The sequence below is a fragment of the Stenotrophomonas sp. ZAC14D2_NAIMI4_6 genome (assembly GCF_003086875.1).
GTDB lineage: Bacteria > Pseudomonadota > Gammaproteobacteria > Xanthomonadales > Xanthomonadaceae > Stenotrophomonas.
In genome coordinates this window covers 3,669,161-3,686,793 of record NZ_CP025996.1, presented here as the reverse complement: position 1 = coordinate 3,686,793, position 17,633 = coordinate 3,669,161, and the positions used below count along the sequence as shown (strand labels likewise).

General features: G+C 67.5%; 14 protein-coding genes. 8 read left to right on the top strand and 6 right to left on the bottom strand.

Annotation, left to right across the window (positions count from 1 at the left end):
- Positions 1–349: 349 nt before the first annotated feature.
- Entirely contained in the window at positions 350–1,393 is a 1,044-nt protein-coding gene (locus C1933_RS16760; protein WP_108754169.1) for an oxidoreductase, read from the bottom strand.
- 171 nt (positions 1,394–1,564) lie between these two features.
- Here C1933_RS16760 and C1933_RS16755 point away from each other — a divergent pair, with 171 nt between their 5' ends.
- The 4 genes from C1933_RS16755 to C1933_RS16740 all read left to right on the top strand — a co-directional run bounded on the left by C1933_RS16755 (position 1,565) and on the right by C1933_RS16740 (position 5,848).
- On the top strand, positions 1,565–1,951 hold the full coding sequence (locus C1933_RS16755; RefSeq protein WP_108750513.1) for a BON domain-containing protein: 387 nt from the start codon (positions 1,565–1,567) through the stop codon (positions 1,949–1,951).
- A gap of 126 nt (positions 1,952–2,077) precedes the next feature.
- A complete protein-coding gene (locus C1933_RS16750; RefSeq protein WP_108754168.1) occupies positions 2,078–3,895 on the top strand; it encodes an ATP-binding protein in 1,818 nt (605 codons plus the stop codon).
- On the top strand, positions 3,892–4,332 hold the full coding sequence (locus tag C1933_RS16745) for a response regulator (RefSeq protein WP_108750515.1): 441 nt from the start codon (positions 3,892–3,894) through the stop codon (positions 4,330–4,332). The genes C1933_RS16750 and C1933_RS16745 overlap by 4 nt, the downstream gene beginning before the upstream one ends.
- A 4-nt stretch (positions 4,333–4,336) precedes the next feature.
- A complete protein-coding gene (locus C1933_RS16740) occupies positions 4,337–5,848 on the top strand; it encodes an ATP-binding protein (RefSeq protein ID WP_108754167.1) in 1,512 nt (503 codons plus the stop codon).
- Between the two features lie 27 nt (positions 5,849–5,875).
- Here C1933_RS16740 and C1933_RS16735 read toward each other — a convergent pair whose 3' ends face one another.
- Positions 5,876–6,628 (bottom strand): 20S proteasome subunit A/B, encoded by a 753-nt coding sequence (locus C1933_RS16735; RefSeq protein WP_108754166.1) that lies wholly within the window; start codon positions 6,626–6,628, stop codon positions 5,876–5,878.
- A gap of 92 nt (positions 6,629–6,720) precedes the next feature.
- Between C1933_RS16735 and folK the strand changes: the two genes are divergently transcribed.
- Positions 6,721–7,206 (top strand): 2-amino-4-hydroxy-6-hydroxymethyldihydropteridine diphosphokinase, encoded by a 486-nt coding sequence (folK, locus tag C1933_RS16730; protein WP_108754165.1) that lies wholly within the window; start codon positions 6,721–6,723, stop codon positions 7,204–7,206.
- Between the two features lie 86 nt (positions 7,207–7,292).
- Here the strand turns inward: folK and C1933_RS16725 are convergent, their stop codons facing one another.
- Positions 7,293–8,030 (bottom strand): pteridine reductase, encoded by a 738-nt coding sequence (locus C1933_RS16725; protein WP_108754164.1) that lies wholly within the window; start codon positions 8,028–8,030, stop codon positions 7,293–7,295.
- A 58-nt stretch (positions 8,031–8,088) separates the two neighbouring features.
- Here C1933_RS16725 and C1933_RS16720 point away from each other — a divergent pair, with 58 nt between their 5' ends.
- Both C1933_RS16720 and C1933_RS16715 read left to right on the top strand, forming a co-directional pair.
- On the top strand, positions 8,089–9,273 hold the full coding sequence (locus tag C1933_RS16720) for an SAM-dependent methyltransferase (RefSeq protein WP_108754163.1): 1,185 nt from the start codon (positions 8,089–8,091) through the stop codon (positions 9,271–9,273).
- Complete coding sequence (locus C1933_RS16715; RefSeq protein ID WP_108754162.1) at positions 9,270–9,662, top strand: VanZ family protein; 393 nt, start codon at positions 9,270–9,272, stop codon at positions 9,660–9,662. The genes C1933_RS16720 and C1933_RS16715 overlap by 4 nt, the downstream gene beginning before the upstream one ends.
- 64 nt (positions 9,663–9,726) lie before the next feature.
- Here C1933_RS16715 and C1933_RS16710 read toward each other — a convergent pair whose 3' ends face one another.
- From C1933_RS16710 to C1933_RS16700, 3 genes are all read right to left on the bottom strand, one after another.
- A complete protein-coding gene (locus C1933_RS16710; protein WP_108754161.1) occupies positions 9,727–12,060 on the bottom strand; it encodes a family 20 glycosylhydrolase in 2,334 nt (777 codons plus the stop codon).
- Positions 12,061–12,188: 128 nt separating this feature from the next.
- The gene (locus tag C1933_RS16705) at positions 12,189–14,813 is read right to left on the bottom strand and encodes a TonB-dependent receptor (protein ID WP_108754160.1); all 2,625 of its coding nucleotides are present in this window, start codon (positions 14,811–14,813) and stop codon (positions 12,189–12,191) included.
- Positions 14,814–14,948: 135 nt separating this feature from the next.
- Positions 14,949–15,965: a glucokinase family protein gene (locus tag C1933_RS16700; RefSeq protein ID WP_108754159.1), complete on the bottom strand. Its 1,017-nt coding sequence runs from the start codon at positions 15,963–15,965 to the stop codon at positions 14,949–14,951.
- A 375-nt stretch (positions 15,966–16,340) separates the two neighbouring features.
- Between C1933_RS16700 and C1933_RS16695 the strand changes: the two genes are divergently transcribed.
- Positions 16,341–17,630 (top strand): sugar MFS transporter, encoded by a 1,290-nt coding sequence (locus C1933_RS16695; protein WP_108754158.1) that lies wholly within the window; start codon positions 16,341–16,343, stop codon positions 17,628–17,630.
- Positions 17,631–17,633: the final 3 nt, after the last annotated feature.

Genomic DNA, 17,633 nt, shown 5'->3' with positions numbered 1-17,633 from the left:
CCAGTCGAGCATGGCTCGACTCTACAAAAGCGTGTTCCGATTGTTTCTACGTCATCCACGCATGGCGTGGATCTACTGGCAGATCGCGGGGAATTGTCGAAGGCGGGGTGGGTCCGGTTGCGGGGGCGTGAGCCGCATGGGCCCGAGGCATGCCTCGGGCGGGTTGGGCAGGACGCCAAACCCCGGTCTTGCCGTGTGCGCAGGAAAGCGCACGCGAGCAAGCCGCGGCCAAGCCTACAGGGACGTACTTGCGGCGTCCCCCGCGACCGGACCCACCCCGCCATACCACGGATAGCAGGCTTTTGAAGTTGCCGTTGCATTGAGCGGGTGCAGGGCGCAGCCCTGCCGGTCACCCCAGTTCGATCCGCCGCCCTTGCTGGGCGCTGTCCATGCCCGCCTGCAGCAACTGCATCACCTGCAGCGCCTGCGCCAGGCTGACCGTCGGCTCACCGTCGCCATGCAGCGCGGCGGCGAACTGCGCGTACAGGTGCCGGTAATCACCGGGCACGTTGTCCACGGTGCTGCGCTGCACGCTGTCGTCGGCCTCGCAGCGCAGCAGTTCGCCATGCCGTGGGTCGATGCCCCAGCCCGGCGCGCCCGGCGCCACGCCACGGCGCAACTGCGCTTCCTGCACATCCAGACCGTATTTCACCCAGCTCGCCAATTCACCGTGCACGGCGAAACGCGGCGTCGGTGCGGCCACCAGCGAACCGGCATGCACGATGGCCCGATGGCGCGGGTAGTGCAGCACCGCGTGGAAATAATCCACGCCACTGCCGCCGCTGCGCTGCACGGCCAGGTCGGCATCGATTGCCTGCGGCCAGCCGAACAGCACCAGCATCTGGTCCAGCAGGTGCGGCCCCAGGTCGTACCACAGGCCGCTGCCGGGCCCGTCCTGCTCGCGCCAGCGATCGCGCACCTGCGGCCGGTAGCGGTCGAAGTGCGCATGGCATTCGGCCACCTCGCCCAGCACGCCCTGCGCCAGCAGTGCCTGCAGGGTGAGGAAGTCGGCATCGAAGCGCCGGTTCTGGAACACGCTGACGATGCGCCCGGCATCGCGGGCCGCAGCCGCCACGGCGTTGGCCTCGGCCATGTCCAGCGCGAAAGGCTTGTCCACCAGCACGTGCTTGCCTGCCGCCAGCGCGGCCAGCGCCAGCGGCGCATGCTGCGCATTCGGGGTCGCGATCACCACCGCATCCACCGCAGGATCATCGAACACCTGCTGTGGCGTGTCGCGGATGTGCACATCGCTGAAGCTGCGCAGCAGCGTGTCGCGCTGCGAACTGACGATGCTGTGCAGGGCCAGGCCGGGCGTGTGCTGGATCAGCGGTGCATGGAACACACGGCCGGCCAGGCCGTAGCCGATCAGGGCCAGTTGCAGATCGGGGCGCATGGCAGGGCTCCGTGGGGGCGGGAAGGGCAGGGTAAACGAGCACGCGCGCTGCGCAAAACTGAACGGTTTGCCGTGCAAGTGCGCTGATTCACGGCGGCATGACCGTGGCGCCACGCCTGCCACACATGCCGGTGCGCACACTGGCTGCACACACAGAAGGAGCACCGCACGATGAGCACCCTGACCCGCACGATGATTGCTTCGGCCCTCACCCTGGGCCTGGCCCTGTCCTCCTCTGCTGCATTCGCCAAGGACCCGGCCGCCAAGAGCCCGCCGAAGGCCGACCATTCGGCGATGACCCATGCCGATCGCCACGATTCCAACGAGCCGGTGACCGACAGCTGGATCACCACCAAGGTGAAGGCCGACCTGCTGGCCAGCAGCAACGTGCCGGGCACCGAAGTGAAGGTGGAAACGGTGAACGGCGTGGTCAGCCTGAGCGGCACGGTGGCCACCCAGGCCGAGCATGACAAGGCGGTGACCACGGCCAAGGGCATCAAGGGCGTGACCCGCGTCGATGCGGCGGCGCTGAAGGTGAATGCCGCCGCCAAGCGCTGAGGCCAGCGCCAGACCCTGCAACACGACGGGGGCGTCCAACGGGCGCCCCCGTTTTTGCCGCGCCCGGGAAACCCCGTGACCGTCTGCGCTATATTGCCGGTTCCGCTGCGGTGCTGACGAGGGACTATGGCGCTGGTGTTCAGTGATGATGTCTGGGACCGCTGGCGATTGCCGGCCTTGGCCCTGGCGGCGGCCGCGATCATCGTGGTGCCGTGGCTGACCCTGCGCAAACTGCAGCAGGACAACGAGGCAGCGATGGCCTGGGTGACCCATACCCAGGCCGTGGGCGTGGCCCTGCAGCAGCTGCAGGCCGACGTGCGCGATGTGGAATCGGCCGCGCTGACCCTGTCCAAGGGCGTGGATGCGCCGGGACTGCGCGAACGTATGGCCAAGGCGCAGGACATTCCCGGCCGCCTGGCCGAACTGGGCCGCCTGACCCGCGACAACCCCGAACAGCTGATCCGCATTGGTCGCATTGAAGCGATGCTGGACGGGCGCATGGCGCTGGCGCGCGAACTTGCCCGTGCCGAGCCCAATACCGACCAGCGCGAGCTGGTCCAGGACCTGAGCACCCGCTATCCGATCCGTGGCCTGGTGGAAGAACTGCAGGCCAACGAGCAGAGACTGCTGGCCCAGCGCGCCGAGCAGGCCAGCCGCCAGCGCCGCCAGACCGAGTTCATTTCGTGGAGTTCGCTGGCCGTGCAGCTGGGCCTGCTGGGCCTGGTGCTGTGGCTGCTGCAACGGCAGATCGGGCGCCGCCTGCAGGCCGAGCGGCAGTCGCTGCGCGCGGCCGGGCGTGCGGCGTCGGTGCTGCAGACCGTGCGCGAACCCATCGTGCTGCTGGACCGCGAACTGCGCGTGCAGCTGCACAACCCGGCCTTTTCCGAGCTGTACGACCTGCAGGATGAGCGCGCCGACGGCACGCTGCTGGGTGATGTAGGCGATGGGGCATGGAAGGACCCGGTGGTCCGCCAGCGCCTGGCCGACGTGTTGCTGCGCGGCCGCGAGCTGTGGGATTTCGAACACGAACAGCGCACCGCCGATGGCATGGTGCGCTACATGCTGTTGAACGCACGGCGCATGCCGCTGCCCGACAGCGACGATGAAGTGGTGCTGCTGACCATCAGCGATGTGACCGTGCAACGTGCCGTGCAGTGGCGCGTGGAAGAACTGAACCGCCAGCTGGAAGGCAAGGTCGCGCAGGTGTCCGAGGTCAACCGCGAACTGGAAGCCTTCAGCTATTCGGTATCGCACGACCTGCGTGCACCACTGCGTCACGTGGCCGGTTTCTCGGACAAACTGACGCGCCATCTGGGCGACGACGCGGACGAGAAGAGCCGCCACTACCTGGAGGTCATTTCCAGTTCGGCGCGGCGCATGGCCGCACTGATCGACGATCTGCTGGTCTATTCGCGGCTGGGCCGCGCGGCCATGCGCCAGCAGGCCGTGGACATGCAATCGCTGGTGGCCGACACCCGCGCCATGCTCGACGCCAACCTGAAGACCGATGCCGAAGCCGGCGCGCCCGCGCACAGCGTGGAGTGGACGATTGCACCGCTGCCGATCGTGGTGGCCGATGAAAACATGATGCGCCAGGTGTGGCTGAACCTGCTGGGCAATGCGGTGAAGTATTCAGGCAACCGAGACCCGGCGAAGATCCGCGTGGACTACCAGGCACAGCCCGATGGCGGTCATCAGTTCACAGTCAGCGACAATGGTGCAGGCTTCGACATGGCCTACGCGGCCAAGCTGTTCGGGGTGTTCCAGCGCCTGCACAAGGCCAGCGACTACCCCGGTACCGGTATCGGCCTGGCCAGCGTGCGCCGCGTGCTGACCCGCCACGGTGGCCGCATCTGGGCCGAAGCCGAGCCCGATGCCGGCGCCACCTTCCACTTCTACCTGCCTCCCGCGCTGGACGCGGTCAACCAAGGTCCTTCCGCATGACGACTCTGCGTACCATCCTGCTGGCCGAAGACAGCCCGGCCGACGCTGAAATGGCCATCGACGCGCTGCAGGAAGCGCGCCTGGCCAACCCCATCGTGCACGTGGAAGACGGCGTGGAAGTGATGGATTACCTGCTGCGCCGCGGTGCCTTTGCCGATCGCGAGGAAGGCCTGCCGGCGGTGCTGCTGCTGGACATCAAGATGCCGCGCATGGATGGCCTGGAAGTGCTGCGGCAGATCCGCGAACACGAAGAACTCAAGCGCCTGCCAGTGGTCATCCTGTCCTCCTCGCGCGAGGAAAGCGATCTGGCGCGCAGCTGGGACATGGGCGTGAATGCCTACGTGGTCAAGCCGGTGGACGTGGACCAGTTCTTCGGTGCCGTGCAGACCCTGGGCAAGTTCTGGGCGCTGATCAACCAGGCGCCGGAGCGCGAGTAAACCCATGGTCCTGACCGCCCACGCGCTCGGCCCGCTGCGCATCCTGCTGGTGGAAGATTCGCCGGAAGATGCCGAGCTGATGTCCGAACAGATTCTGGACGCAGGCCTGGAGGCCCGCTTCGAACGCGTGGAAAGCGCGGGCGAGCTGCGCCAGGCGCTGGCCGGTTTCCTGCCTGACATCGTGCTGTCCGACCTGAGCATGCCGGGCTTTTCCGGCGATGAAGCGCTGCGCATCGTGCGCGAGAGCGCGCCGGATGTGCCCTTCATCTTCGTCTCGGGCACGATGGGCGAAGACAACGCAGTGGAAGCGCTGCAGAAGGGCGCCAACGATTACATCATCAAGCACCAGCCGGCGCGCCTGCCGTCGGCGGTGGCGCGTGCGGTACGCGAGGCACGCAGCGCGGTGGAACGCATGCGCGTGGAAACCGAGCTGATGCGCGCGCAGCGCCTGGAAAGCCTGTCGCTGCTGGCGGCGGGGTTGAGCCATGACCTGCGCAACATTCTGCAGCCGCTGCTGATCATGCCGGACCTGTTGAAGGCGCGTACCCAGGACCCGCAGCTGCACCACCTGGCCGATGTGATTGCCGAATGCGGGCGCCGTGGCCATGAGATGGCCGAATCGATGCTGTCGTTCGTGCGCGGTTCGCGCAAGCCCAGCGAACACATCCGCATCGATGATCTGTTCCAGGCGGTGGCGCTGCTGTTGCGCAGCAGCGTGCCCGATGCGGTCACCCTGGATGTACAAGTGCAGGACGAAGGCCTGGCCGTGGATGCCAATTCCACCGAGCTGCAGCAGGTGCTGTTGAACCTGGCCTTGAATGCGATCCAGGCGATGCCAGACGGCGGCCGCCTCAGCCTGGTCGCGCGCCATGATGGCCAGCGCGAGGGCGTGGACTGGATGCGCATTGCCGTGGCCGACGAAGGCATCGGCATGGACGCAGATACGCTGTCGCACCTGTTCAATCCCTTCTTCACCACCAAGGCCGAGGGCACCGGATTGGGCCTGATGTCGTGCAAGCGCATCGTCGAAGGCGCTGGCGGCAGCATCCAGGTCAGCAGCCAGCCGGGGCAGGGCAGCTGTTTCGAGCTGCACCTGCCGATGCACGACCGCGCCGACCGCAGCGAGCCGGTGGAACAGCTGGTGGCGCTGGGCAGTGGCCAATCGATCCTGGTGGTGGATGGCGAAGCCACGCGGCTGTCGCTGCTCGGCAATGCGCTGTCCAGCCAGGGCTACCAGTTGCAGTTGGCTTCCGACGGCCCGGCGGCGCTGCGCTGGATGCAGCAGGAGGCGATGCCGGCGCTGGTGATTGCCGATGCGGGATCGCGGTTGTTGCCGGCCAGCCAGCTGCTGGGCGAAATGGCCGCACTCGGCTATCGCGGCCCGGCGCTGGTGCTGGAAGAGGCGCAGGTGGACATGCCCGTCGACGATATTCCGCAGGGCATCCAGGTGCATGTGCTGCGCAAGCCGCTGCAGATGCAGCAGGTGTTCCGCGCCGTGGCCGAAGCATTGGCCTGAGCGCAGGTCGCCGGGCGTGGCCCGGCGCTACCCGGCTTCGCCGCGCGAGGTTTCCCACGGGAACCTGGGCAGGCTTTCCACCGCCTGTTCCAGCCGCCGCGACCAGTTCTGGTGGATGTCGGCGTACAGCGCCGAATCGGCCCCCAGCCGCAACTGCTGGCCGACCCGCAGCTCGCCATCGCGGATCAGTGCCAGATCGATCGGCAGGCCCACCGACAGGTTCGAACGGATGGTGGAATCGAGCGACACAATGGCCGTGCGTGCGGCATCGCCCAGGCGCGTGGCTGGGCTGAGGATGCGGTCCAGGATCGGCTTGCCGTACTTCGATTCGCCGATCTGCAGGTACGGCGTTTCCGGTGAAGCGGCAATCGCGTTGCCCAGCGGGTACACCATGTACAGGCCGGGTCGCTCGCCGGCCACTTGGCCGCCGAAGATCAGCGTGGCCTGGGTGTTGACCCCGTCGTGGCCGTGTTCGCTGTGCTGGCACTTCACCTGGCTTTCCACCAGCAGCTGGCCCACGTAGGCCGCGGCCTCGAACAGGTGGCTCATATCGCGCAGGTTCGGCGTGCGCCGTTCGGCGGCATCGCGGGCCAGCCGCGAGACCAGCAGCTGGGTGGTGGCCAGGTTGCCGGCGGCCATCAGCACGAAGGCGGCCTGGCCGGGGTAGTCGAACACGTGCAGCTTGCGGTGCACGCGCACGTCGTCCAGCGAGGCATTGGTGCGGGTGTCGGCGGCGAAGACCAGGCCCTCATCCACCTCGATTCCAACGCAATAGGTCATGTCGGTGCCCTATCATGTGCGTCCCGGAGTGTAGGCAGGCCGCCGTGATGACGGCATGCCCACGTCCCCCAGAACGCCGCCACCGGAATCGCATGACCACCGTGCTCCTGAGCCTGGGCAGCAACGTCCAGCCCCGCCGCTACCTCCACGCCGCGGTGGCGGCCCTGCGCGAGCGTTTCGGCGCCGTGCGGGTGTCGCCGGCCTACCAGACCGCCGCCGTCGGCTTTGAAGGCCCGGCCTTCCTCAACAACGCCGTGGCGATCGAGACCGACCTGCCGCTGCAGGAACTGGACGACTGGCTGCATGCGCTGGAAGACGCGCATGGGCGCGATCGCAGCGGGCCGCGTTTTTCCGACCGTACGCTGGACATCGACGTGGTGTTCTACGGCGATCTGATCGTGGAAGGCCCCGGCCACCTGCGCATTCCGCGCCCGGAACTGAAGCACGCCTTCGTGCTGAAGCCGCTGGCCGACATCGCCCCGGATTTCATCGACCCGGTCAGTGGCCAGGACCTGGCCACGCTGTGGCGGGCGCACCGGCAGCATGGCGAGACGTTCGAGGTGGTCGATCTCGCGTAATGGCGGTTCCCGCTGCGCTCGCCGGGCATGGCCCGGCGCTACCCGCCGCCCGCATCGGTAGCGCCGGGCCATGCCCGGCGGAACGCTCAACTGACGGTGCGGCCGCCATCCACGCGTAGCGTGTGGCCGGTCACGAAGTGCGCATCGGCCACCAGCCAGTAGACGGCCTCGGCAATCTCTTCCACGGTGCCGATGCGCGCCAGCGGCGTGCGCGCCAGCAGCGCTTCGCGCGCGAAATCATCCTTGCCCTGTTCCGGCCACAGGATCGCGCCGGGGGCGACCGCGTTCACCCGCACCTTCGGCGCCAGCTCCAGCGCCAGCGAACGGGTGGCCATTTCCAGCGCGGCCTTGGCCATCGTGTAGGCCACGTGGTCGCGCATCGGGTCGGTGCCGTGCAGGTCGGTCAGGTTCACGATGCTGCCGTGCTGGCGGCGCAGGTGCGGGGCGGCGGCCTGGGCCAGCAGCAGCGGCGCGCGCGCGTTCACCGCATACAGTTCGTCCATGGCCTCGGCGGTGACCTGGCCCAGCGGGGTGGCGAAGAAGTTGGAGGCATTGTTGACCAGCGCATCCAGGCGGCCGAAGTGGGCCACCGCCTGGTCCACCAGGTCGGGCAGGGCGGCGGCGTCACGCAGGTCGGCCTGCAGGGCCAGCACGCTGCCGGGGCGGACGTTTTCCAGATCGAAGGCGGCCTGCTGCAGCTCGGCGCTGGATGTATGCGCGTGCAGCACCACCGACCAGCCACAGGCGTGGAACTGGCGGGCAATGGCCGCGCCGATCCGGCGTGCGCTGCCGGTGATCAGGGCCACGGGGGCGGTGTCGCTCATGAGGGTCCTCCAAGGCTCGGCTATCCTGTGCACCATTGTCACCGCATTCGAAGACGCCATGCAGCCCACCTTCCCCCTGCCCGAAGCCGATGCCCTGGCCCACAGCGACCAGCTGGCCGCCGCCCTGCGCGCTGAAATCCTTGCGCAGGGTGGGGCGATGCCGTTCTCCCGCTTCATGGAACTGTGCCTGTACGCGCCGGGCTGGGGCTATTACAGCGCCGGTGCCAGCAAGTTCGGCGGCAGTGGCGATTTCACCACCGCGCCGGAACTGGGCGCGCTGTTCGCCGGCAGCGTGGCCAACGCGCTGGCGCCGGTGTTCGGCCAGCTGGGCGCGCACGCCCGCCTGCTGGAACTGGGCGGCGGCACCGGTGCATTCGCCGAAGCCGTGCTGCTGCGCCTGGCCGAGCTGGACGCCCTGCCGGCGCGCTACGCGATCCTGGAACCCAGTGCGGACCTGCGCCAGCGCCAGCAGCAGCGCCTGCAGCAGAACCTGCCGGCCGAGCTGGCCGCGCGCGTGGAGTGGGTGGACCGCCCGTTCGACGATGACTGGGAAGGCGTGGTGTTCGCCAACGAAGTGATCGACGCGCTGCCCACGCCGCGCTTCCTGGTGAAGGACGGCGAGGTCTACGAGGAAACCGTGGAACTGGATGGCCAAGGCAACTTCATGCGTGGCGCGCAGCCGGCCGACGTGCTGCTGAACGGCGCGGTGCGCCATATCGAGCGCTATCTGGAAAAACCCTTCGCCGAGGGCTATCGCTCCGAAGTGCTGCCGCAGCTGCCGTACTGGCTGCAGGCGGTGGCCGGTGGCCTGCAGCGCGGTGCGATGCTGTTCGTCGATTACGGCTACAGCCGCGCCGAGTTCTACCAGCACGACCGCGATGACGGCACGGTGCGCGCGTTCTACCGCCACCACGTGCACAACGAGGTGTACCGCTGGCCGGGCCTGCAGGACATCACCGCGTCGGTGGATTTCACCGCGATGGCCGAGGCCGGCCTACATGCGGGCTTCGATCTGGCCGGTTACTGCAGCCAGGCCAGCTTCCTGCTCGGCAACGGCCTGGACCAGGTGCTGGTACTGGCCGAAGAGCGCACCGATGAGGTGGGCCGCATCCAGCTGCGCGACCAAGTGAAGAAGCTGACCCTGCCGACCGAGATGGGCGAGCGCTTCCAGGTGATCGGCCTGCAGCGCGATGTCGATTTCGAGCCGGCCTTCGAACTGGGTGACCTGAGCTGGCGCCTGTGAGTGCGGCGCTGCCGCTGCTCAAACCGCTGCGCCGGCCGCGGCTGTGGGCGGCGCTGTGGGCGCTGGCGGTGCTGGTGGTGATCGTGGTCTGCCTGATCCCACCGCCGCCGCTGGACCTGCCGAAGAACAGCGACAAGGTCGAGCACGTCCTGGCCTATTTCATCCTGGCCGGCAGCGCCGTGCAGTTGTTCCGCCGTGGCCGCCCACTGCTGTGGGCGGGCGTGGGCCTGGTGCTGATGGGCGTGTGCATCGAGTTCGCGCAGGGCGCGCTGACCAGCAACCGCAGTGCCGACGCGATGGATGCCATCGCCAACACGATCGGCGTGCTGGCGGGCATGGGCACCACCTTTACCCCGCTGCGCGACCTGCTGCTGCGCTGGCGCGGGTGAGGGCTCCGATCGGGGTCAGAGCCCTTTCCTGCGGAGAGGGATCCGACCCCGCGACCGGGGGCGCTTACCGCAGCGTGGCTTCGTCCAGCACCCACATCGCCGGGCGGGTGTCGCCGGTGAAGTTGATGCACAGATCATCGGTGCCGGTCAGGCCGGCCGGCAGTGTGGCGTGCAGGGTCACGAAGCCATCGGCATCGGGCTTTTCCGGCAGCGGCACTTCGGCCAGCACCGGGCCGCTGCAGTCGCCGCGGCGGATGCGCATCTCACCGTTCGCGCGCGTGGCCTTTTCGAACTTGCGCGCCGGTTCGTCGTGGGCCAGCTGGAAGTAGTACGGAATGCGCCCGGCACGCACGTCGATGCGGCTGATACCGGTCAGCTGTGCATCGGCCCAGCGCCAGCACGGCTGGAAGATGTCCACATTGAACACGGCGCGTTCGCCTTCGCGCGGGCCGTCATCTTCCAGGCGCAGCACCAGGCCCTTTTCGCCCACGCAGCTGAGCAGCTGCTGGCTGCGGCGACTCAGCAGCGACTGCGCGCTGTAGTCCACCACGGTGGGCGCAGCGGCCAGCATCTGGCCCTGGTAGAACGCGGCCGCCTGCACGGTGGCCGGCAGCTTTTCGGTCAGCGGCGTGGTGTACAGCGGCGACTGCGCGGTGACCGGCTTGCCATCGGTGCGATAACGCACCTCGTAGCCCAGCGGGTTGGACAGCGACACCGTTACGGTGTTGGCGGCGCGGTTGTCGGTCTGGCCCACGGCCACCTGGAACGGCGTCTGTGCGTAGGCCAGGCCCCAGGCACGGTAGCGCTGCAGCTGCGCCGGCAGGCGGGCCAGGAAATCGCGGAAATCACGCTGCGCGACCGGGCTCCAGCCGGTTTCGGCCACCGCCGCCAGGCGCGGGAACAGGTTGTGCTGCAGGCGCGCGTAGCTGCGCGTGTGCTCGGTGAACATGTTGGCCTGCAGGCCCAGGATGTGCCCGCGCTTGTCGGCGGCCAGTTCGGCCGGCACCGGCTCGAAGGCGTACAGCTTGGCCAGGTTCACCTGCGCCGGGCGACCCGGTGGTTCGTTCGGCGAAGCCGTCTGCAGGTAATCCAGATACAGGTGGGTGACCGGCGACATGATCACGTCATGGCCGGCGCTGGCCGCGGCCAGGCCGCCTTCGGTACCGCGCCAGGACATCACCGTGGCCTGCGGCGGCAGCCCGCCTTCCAGGATCTCGTCCCAACCGATCAGGCGGCGGTCGTGGTCTTCCAGGAAGGTTTCCAGGCGCTTGATGATGTGGCTCTGCATGGCCATCTCATCCTTGATGCCCAGCTGGCGCATGCGCTGCTGCACGCGCGCCGAGGCGATCCACTGGTCTTTCACTGCTTCGTCGCCACCCACATGCACGTAGCGCGCGGGGAACAGCGCGATCACTTCTTCCAGCACGTTTTCCAGGAACTGCACCGTGCTGTCTTCGGTATTGAACAGGTTGGGGAACACGCCCCATTCGCTGATCGGCTGCAGCGGGGTGCTGATCGAGCCCAGTTCGGGATAGGCCGCAATGGCGGCGGTGGCGTGGCCGGGCACGTCGATTTCCGGAATCACCTGGATATGCAGCTTGGCCGCATAGGCAATCACTTCGCGGATCTGGTCCTGGGTGTAGTAGCCGCAGTACGGGTACTGCTTGCCGCTGACCGGATCGATGCCGCCATCGCCGGCGGGCAGACGGCAGCTGCCGACGCTGGTCAGCTTCGGGTAGCGCTTGATCTCCATGCGCCAGCCCTGGTCGTCGGTCAGGTGCCAATGGAAGGTGTTGAGCTTGTGCGCGGCCATCGCATCGAGTACGCGCTTGATCTCGTCCAGACTCTGGAAATGGCGCGCCGAATCGAGCATGAAACCGCGCCAGCTGAAGCGCGGTTCGTCGGAAATCTGCACGGCCGGCAGTACGCCGTTGCTGCCGCCGGTGGCCAGCTGGGCCAGGGTGGTGGCGCCGTAGAACAGGCCGGTTTCGTTGCCGGCCTGCACCCGCACGCCCTGTGCGTCGCTTTCCAGCGTGTAGCTTTCGCCGCTGTCGCGGAAGGTCGGCACGATCTGGAACTGGATGCTGCCTGTGTTCGCCACTGCGCCCTCACGCGCTGCGGGTAGGCGCGGGCCACCGCTGCGCGCCAGCAGGTCGGCAAACTGCGCGGCCACGCGCTGTGCGGCTTCGCCGTCGGCCAGCAGCGGGGTGTCGGCACGCACGGTGATGCCCGCACCGGTGCCGCGCTGTACCCGCGCCGGGGCGGGAATCAGCATCAGGCTGCCGGCACGCAGTTGCGGGCCCGGGCCCGAATCCAGGGCCGGCGCATCGGCGGCCAGCGCCGGCAGGGCCGCGAACAGGGTGCCCAGCAGCAGCGGGGCAAGCGGGGAAAATCGCATCGTGTCACTCCTGTGGTGGGCGGCCTGCAGTGGCCGCCGCGCAGGCGCCTGTGCAGGCGCCCACCGGTATCCCATCGTACGACGGGCCCGGAAGACCGGGCCCGTCGCGCGTGTTGCACTGCGCTGGCTTAGAACTTGAAGTGCACGGTGGCCATGTAGCGGCGGCCACTCTTGTACTTGCCGGCCAGGTGTTCCTTGTCGCCCAGGTACTGGAAGTAGGTCTCGTCCAGCAGGTTCTGCGCGTCGATGTTCAACGACCAGTTGTCGTTGAAGGTGTAGCCGAAGCTGGCACCCAGTTCAGCGTAGTCATCCACGCTGGCCGGGGCCGCACCGGCCACGTAGCCACCGGCCAGGTAGCTGTCGCGCCAGTTGTAGGTCAGGCGGGCATTCACCGGGCCCTTTTCGAAGTACGGGCTGAGCGCGATGGCGTTGCGCGACTGGTAGGGCAGCGGATCGCCGGTGTTGTTCTCACCGTTGGCATAGGTGTAGTTGGCGGTCAGGCCGAAGCCGCTTTCACCGAAGGGCTGCTGCAGGCTGATGTTGAAGCCCTTCACGTGGCCGCTGCCGGCATTGCGCGGGCGCTGGATGCTGTAATCGCAGTAGCCGTCGGCGGTGCAGCCGTTGGTACCGACGATGTTCGCCCAGGTGGCCGGCGAGGTATCGCGGATCGAGTTGTACTGGCGCTCGATGGTGGCCGAGGTGTCGATGTAGTTGTCGATCTTCTTGTAGAACACCGACCAGGCCACCACCGACTGCGGTGCGTAGTAGTACTCGGCCGACGCGTTGAAGTTCCACGACTCGTACGGCGACAGATCGGCGTTGCCGCCCGAGCCGGTCAGGGTGGTGTCGTTCAGGAAGGTGTTGTTGACCATCTGGTTGTACGGCGCCCAGGCGATCACCTTCGCCGCGGCGAAGCGGAACACCCAGTCATTGTCGGTGTCCCAGGCCAGGCTCAGCGACGGCAGCACGAAGTCTTCCTTCTTGGTGCGGGTCTGCCACTTGCTGTCCAGGTCGGTCAGGGTGGGGGTGCCACCGTAGACGAAGCCGCTGCCTTCGGTCTTGGAATCGACGTAGCGCACGCCCAGGTTGCCGCGCAGCGGGCCGTTGGAGAAGTTCAACTGCGCGTAGGCGGCGTTGTTGGTCTGGGTGAGCGCCCAGCTGTTGTTGAGGTAGCTGGCCGGATCGGGGTTGCTGTAGTCGATCGGGCTGTTGCGCACCCAGTTCAGCACGTTGTCACGGCCGGCCTGCACGTGGCGGCCCTGGTCCGCGGTGAAGCCCTGGATGTCGGTCAGGCCGATGGTGCCCACGTCGGCCAGGGTGCCCGGGGTCACACCGCCGTACACGTTCAGGGTGAAGGCTTCATCGTGCTTGCCATGGCGCACGCCGAACTGCAGCTGGTTGAAGATGCTGTCGAACTGCACGTTGAAGTCGAGCTGGGCGTAGGTGTCCTTGCTCTCGGTGGAGAACACGCCGTTGTTGCCGAACCAGCCACCGGCCGAACCCCAGTTGGCCGGATCGCGGGCACCGGCCGGGTCATCGAAGGTGATGCCCTTGTCCATGTTCCAGCTGTAGCCACCGTTGTAGAACGGTTCGATGAAGTACTGCGCCAGGTCCTTGTTTTCCGACTTGCTCTGGCCGACCTGGCCGCTGACGCCCCACGATTCGCTCTTCCACGCGCCGCGCAGGTCCACGCCCTTGGTGGTCACCTCGGACAGGCGCACGTTGTTGTCATAGATCAGCGTGCCGCTGTTGGCGGTGGCGCTGGCATCGGAATGGCCGCTGGTGGCCACGCCGTTGCGCACGGTGCCCAGCTGGTCCACCGCGTTCACGGTGCCCGGGTTCCAGGTCAGGAAGGAGTAGAGCGACTGGTTGTAGTTGTCGAACTTTTCCTTGATGTACAGGCCGCTCAGGTTGAACTCCAGTTCGTCGGTCGGCTTGAACTGCAGGTTGACCACGGCGCTGTCGCGCTTGCGTTCCTGCTGGAACCAGGCGGCGTTGAACGAGTTCGGCACGTCCACGTCGGCGGCCACGCCGGTGGCGTTGGCGAAGGTGCTGGCCTTTACGTAGCCGAACACTTCCTTGCCCTGGCGGTCCACGGCTTCTTCATAGTGCTGCGCCGACACGGCCACGCCGAAGGTCTCGGCATCGTTCTTCCAGCTGTACAGCACGGCCGCGTTCGGCTTGCCGTCGCTGGCCTGCTCGCTGTAGCTGTAGCCCACCGAGGCGGCCACTTCGTTCTGCTTCATGTCCAGCGGTTGGCGGGTGTGCATCAGCACGGTGCCGCCCAGGCTGCCTTCGGTCAGGCGCGCTTCGGAGGACTTGATGATTTCAGCGCGGCCCAGGATCTGCGGCGCCAGCAGGGTGTAGTCGAAGCCGCGGTTGGGCTGTTCGCCATACAGCCAGATGGCCTGCGCCACCGGGTGGTTGTCCAGGAAGGACAGGTTGAGGCTGGGGTCGGTGCCGTCGATGCTGACACGCTCGCCCTGGCCGAAGCGGCGGTCCAGGGTGACGCCCGGAATCTGCGACAGCGCTTCGGCCACGTTGGTGCTGGGGAACTTGCCGATGTCTTCGGCGGTGATCGCTTCAGACACACCCACGTTGTTGCGCTTGGTGTCCAGCGACTTTTCCAGGCTGGCACGGATACCCACCACCTGCACGGTGTCCAGGTCCTGCGGGGTCGTTTGCTGTGCATGCGCCGAGAAGGCGAGGCAGCCGACGATGGCTGCCGAAAGCAGAGTCTTGCGGGTGTTCATGATGTCTCTCCTCATCACTGGGTTGCGGTGTCGGCGGCGTGCGGTAGGTAGGAACGCGCACGGCTGCCTCTGCAGCAACCTGCGCGGTGGTGCGGATACAGCGCGTACAGCGTGTTGCGTACTGCGTATTGCCGATCAGGCGGGGTGGTGCAGCAGGAACCAGCTGGCGGCGCCGATCACGCCCAGCTGTCCATGCTCGACCACCTTCACCGGGATGCGTGCCAGCGCTTCGCCCATCGGCCCCTTCTGCAGGTAGCGTTCGACGAAGGTGCTGGCGCGCAGGTATTCGCGGATCTGCGGCAGGATGCCGCCGGCCAGGTAGACGCCACCGTGGGCGCCGTAGAACAGCGCCATGTCACCGATGGTGCTGCCCAGCAGGCCGCAGAACACATCCAGCGCCTGCCGTGCGTGTGCGTCGCTGCCGGACATGGCCGCCGCGGTGACCGCGTCGGGGCTGCCCAGCTGCGGGGCATCGCCCTGCAGGGCGCAGACGGCGTGGTACAGGTTCATCAGGCCGGGGCCGGACAGGGCGTGTTCGATCGACACATGCGCACGCTCGCGCTGCATGTGGCGCACGATGTCCATTTCCAGCGCGGTGCTGGCCGCCAGCGTGGGCTGGCCGGCTTCGGTGGCCAGGACCACCGGGCCGTTCGCCGTGGGAATCCACAACGCCGCGCCCAGGCCGGTGCCGGGGCCGACCACCAGGGTCGGGCCGCGCGCGGCGCTTTCGGGCCCGCACAGGTGCAGCACGCCGCTGGCATCGACCTGCGCGGCGGCATAGGCCACTGCTTCGAAGTCGTTGACGATGTGCACGCGCTGCACGCCCACCTCGGCTTCGATCTGCCGCGCCGACAACGGCCACGGCACGTTGGCGGTGATCACCGTGCCGTCTTCGCGGGCGTAGCCGGCGGTGGCCACCACGCAGTGCGCGGGGCGGGCGTCGTCGCCCAGGAAGTCGGAAAGGATGGCGGCCAGGCCGGCATGGTCGGCGTTGCGGTACTTGCGGTAGTCCAGCACCTCCACCGGATGGGCGGCATCGCCGCTGGCCTGCACCCGGGCCACGCGCACATGGGTGCCACCAACGTCAGCGGCCAGGAACGAGGGCGCGTGACGGGAAAGCACATGGGCCGGGGCGGGATGGCTGGCGGTCACGCGGGCTCCTGCTGCAGGTGGGTACCGGGCTCACGAAAGACCCGGCGATGGGGCGGAGTCTGTAACTGCGCTGACAACGATGTCAACGAGTTCGTGACACTTTCGTTGCTGCGGCGCAACGAATCAAGTGCCGGGTAAACGTTTACACCGCGTGATGGTCGTTCGGTCCCGCAGGCCGTTGTGCCACAAGCGTCAAGGCCTGTCGCCCATTCAGCGGCATTGCCCCCCGTCTCCTTCTGCAGTGCAGCACCCGCGCGAACCGGTGCAGATTGGAAGTTGACAAACCGCCGCCGTCCATCGAAAGAATGTGACAACGTTGTTCCCAGCCACTCTCCGACGCCGCGTTCTGCGGCCGTCGCCGCAGGAGCCCTCCTGATGTCCGCCGTCCCCGCTGCAAGCGCGCGCCCGAACGTGGCCACCTCCATCGCCATCGTCGGCGTGCTGTTCTTCCTGATCGGCTTCTTCACCTGGCTCAACGGCCCGTTGATCACCTTCGTCAAGCTTGCCTTCGAGCTGAGCGAGGTCGGCGCCTTCCTGGTGCTGATGGTGTTCTACCTGTCCTACTTCTTCCTGGCGCTGCCCTCGTCGTGGATCCTGCGCCGCACGGGCATGAAGAAGGGCCTGAGCCTGAGCCTGCTGGTGATGGCCGGTGGCGCGGCACTGTTCGGCGAATTCGCCACCCAGCGCTGGTACCCCGGCGCACTGGGCGGCCTGTTCGTGATCGGCAGCGGCCTGGCGTTGCTGCAGACGGCCATCAACCCGTACATCTCCATCCTGGGGCCGATTGAAACGGCGGCGCGGCGCATCGCGCTGATGGGCATCTGCAACAAGGTCGCCGGCATCCTGGCGCCGATCCTGATCGGCACGGTGGTGCTGCATGGCATTGGCGATCTGGACGTGCAGGTGCAGGCGGCCGATGCCGCGACCAAGGCCGTGCTGCTGAACCAGTTCGCCGCCAAGATCCATGCCCCGTACCTGGCCATGGCCGGCTTGCTGGTGGTGCTGGCGGTAGCGGTGCTGTTCTCGCCGCTGCCGGAAATCAAATCCTCCGAAGCCAACGCCACGCCGGTGGCGGCCGGTGCGGTCGAGCGCCGCAGCATCTTCCAGTTCCCGCACCTGTGGCTGGGCGTGCTTTGCCTGTTCGTGTACGTGGGCGTGGAAGTGATGGCCGGCGATGCCATCGGCACCTACGGCCATGGCTTCAACCTGCCGCTGGACGAGACCAAGATGTTCACCGCCTTCACCCTGGGCGCGATGCTGGTCGGTTACGTGGTCGGCCTGCTGGTGATTCCGCGGGTGGTCTCGCAGTCGCGCTACCTGACCCTGTCGGCGGTGCTGGGCGTGGTGTTCTGCCTGGGCGCGTGGGCAACGCACGGCTATGTGTCGGTGGCCTTCGTGGCCCTGCTGGGCTTTGCCAACGCCATGATGTGGCCGGCCATCTTCCCGCTGGCCATCCGCGGCCTGGGGCGCTTCACCGAAACCGGTTCGGCCCTGCTGGTGATGGGTATTGCCGGTGGCGCGATCATTCCGCAGCTGTTCGCCCTGCTCAAGCAGCACATCGATTTCCAGCTCACCTTCGTGCTGTTGATGGTGCCCTGCTACCTGTACATCCTGTTCTATTCGGTGGTGGGCCACCGCGTGGGCCTGCCGCAGGACCGGGGCTGATCG

Bases quoted from the DNA above. Each gene is read 5' to 3' on its own strand.
- C1933_RS16760 (WP_108754169.1), bottom strand. From the start codon at position 1,393: ATGCGCCCCGATCTGCAACTGGCCCTGATCGGCTACGGCCTGGCCGGC.
- C1933_RS16755 (WP_108750513.1), top strand. From the start codon at position 1,565: ATGAGCACCCTGACCCGCACGATGATTGCTTCGGCCCTCACCCTGGGC.
- C1933_RS16750 (WP_108754168.1), top strand. From the start codon at position 2,078: ATGGCGCTGGTGTTCAGTGATGATGTCTGGGACCGCTGGCGATTGCCG.
- C1933_RS16745 (WP_108750515.1), top strand. From the start codon at position 3,892: ATGACGACTCTGCGTACCATCCTGCTGGCCGAAGACAGCCCGGCCGAC.
- C1933_RS16740 (WP_108754167.1), top strand. From the start codon at position 4,337: ATGGTCCTGACCGCCCACGCGCTCGGCCCGCTGCGCATCCTGCTGGTG.
- C1933_RS16735 (WP_108754166.1), bottom strand. From the start codon at position 6,628: ATGACCTATTGCGTTGGAATCGAGGTGGATGAGGGCCTGGTCTTCGCC.
- folK (WP_108754165.1), top strand. From the start codon at position 6,721: ATGACCACCGTGCTCCTGAGCCTGGGCAGCAACGTCCAGCCCCGCCGC.
- C1933_RS16725 (WP_108754164.1), bottom strand. From the start codon at position 8,030: ATGAGCGACACCGCCCCCGTGGCCCTGATCACCGGCAGCGCACGCCGG.
- C1933_RS16720 (WP_108754163.1), top strand. From the start codon at position 8,089: ATGCAGCCCACCTTCCCCCTGCCCGAAGCCGATGCCCTGGCCCACAGC.
- C1933_RS16710 (WP_108754161.1), bottom strand. From the start codon at position 12,060: ATGCGATTTTCCCCGCTTGCCCCGCTGCTGCTGGGCACCCTGTTCGCG.
- C1933_RS16705 (WP_108754160.1), bottom strand. From the start codon at position 14,813: ATGAACACCCGCAAGACTCTGCTTTCGGCAGCCATCGTCGGCTGCCTC.
- C1933_RS16695 (WP_108754158.1), top strand. From the start codon at position 16,341: ATGTCCGCCGTCCCCGCTGCAAGCGCGCGCCCGAACGTGGCCACCTCC.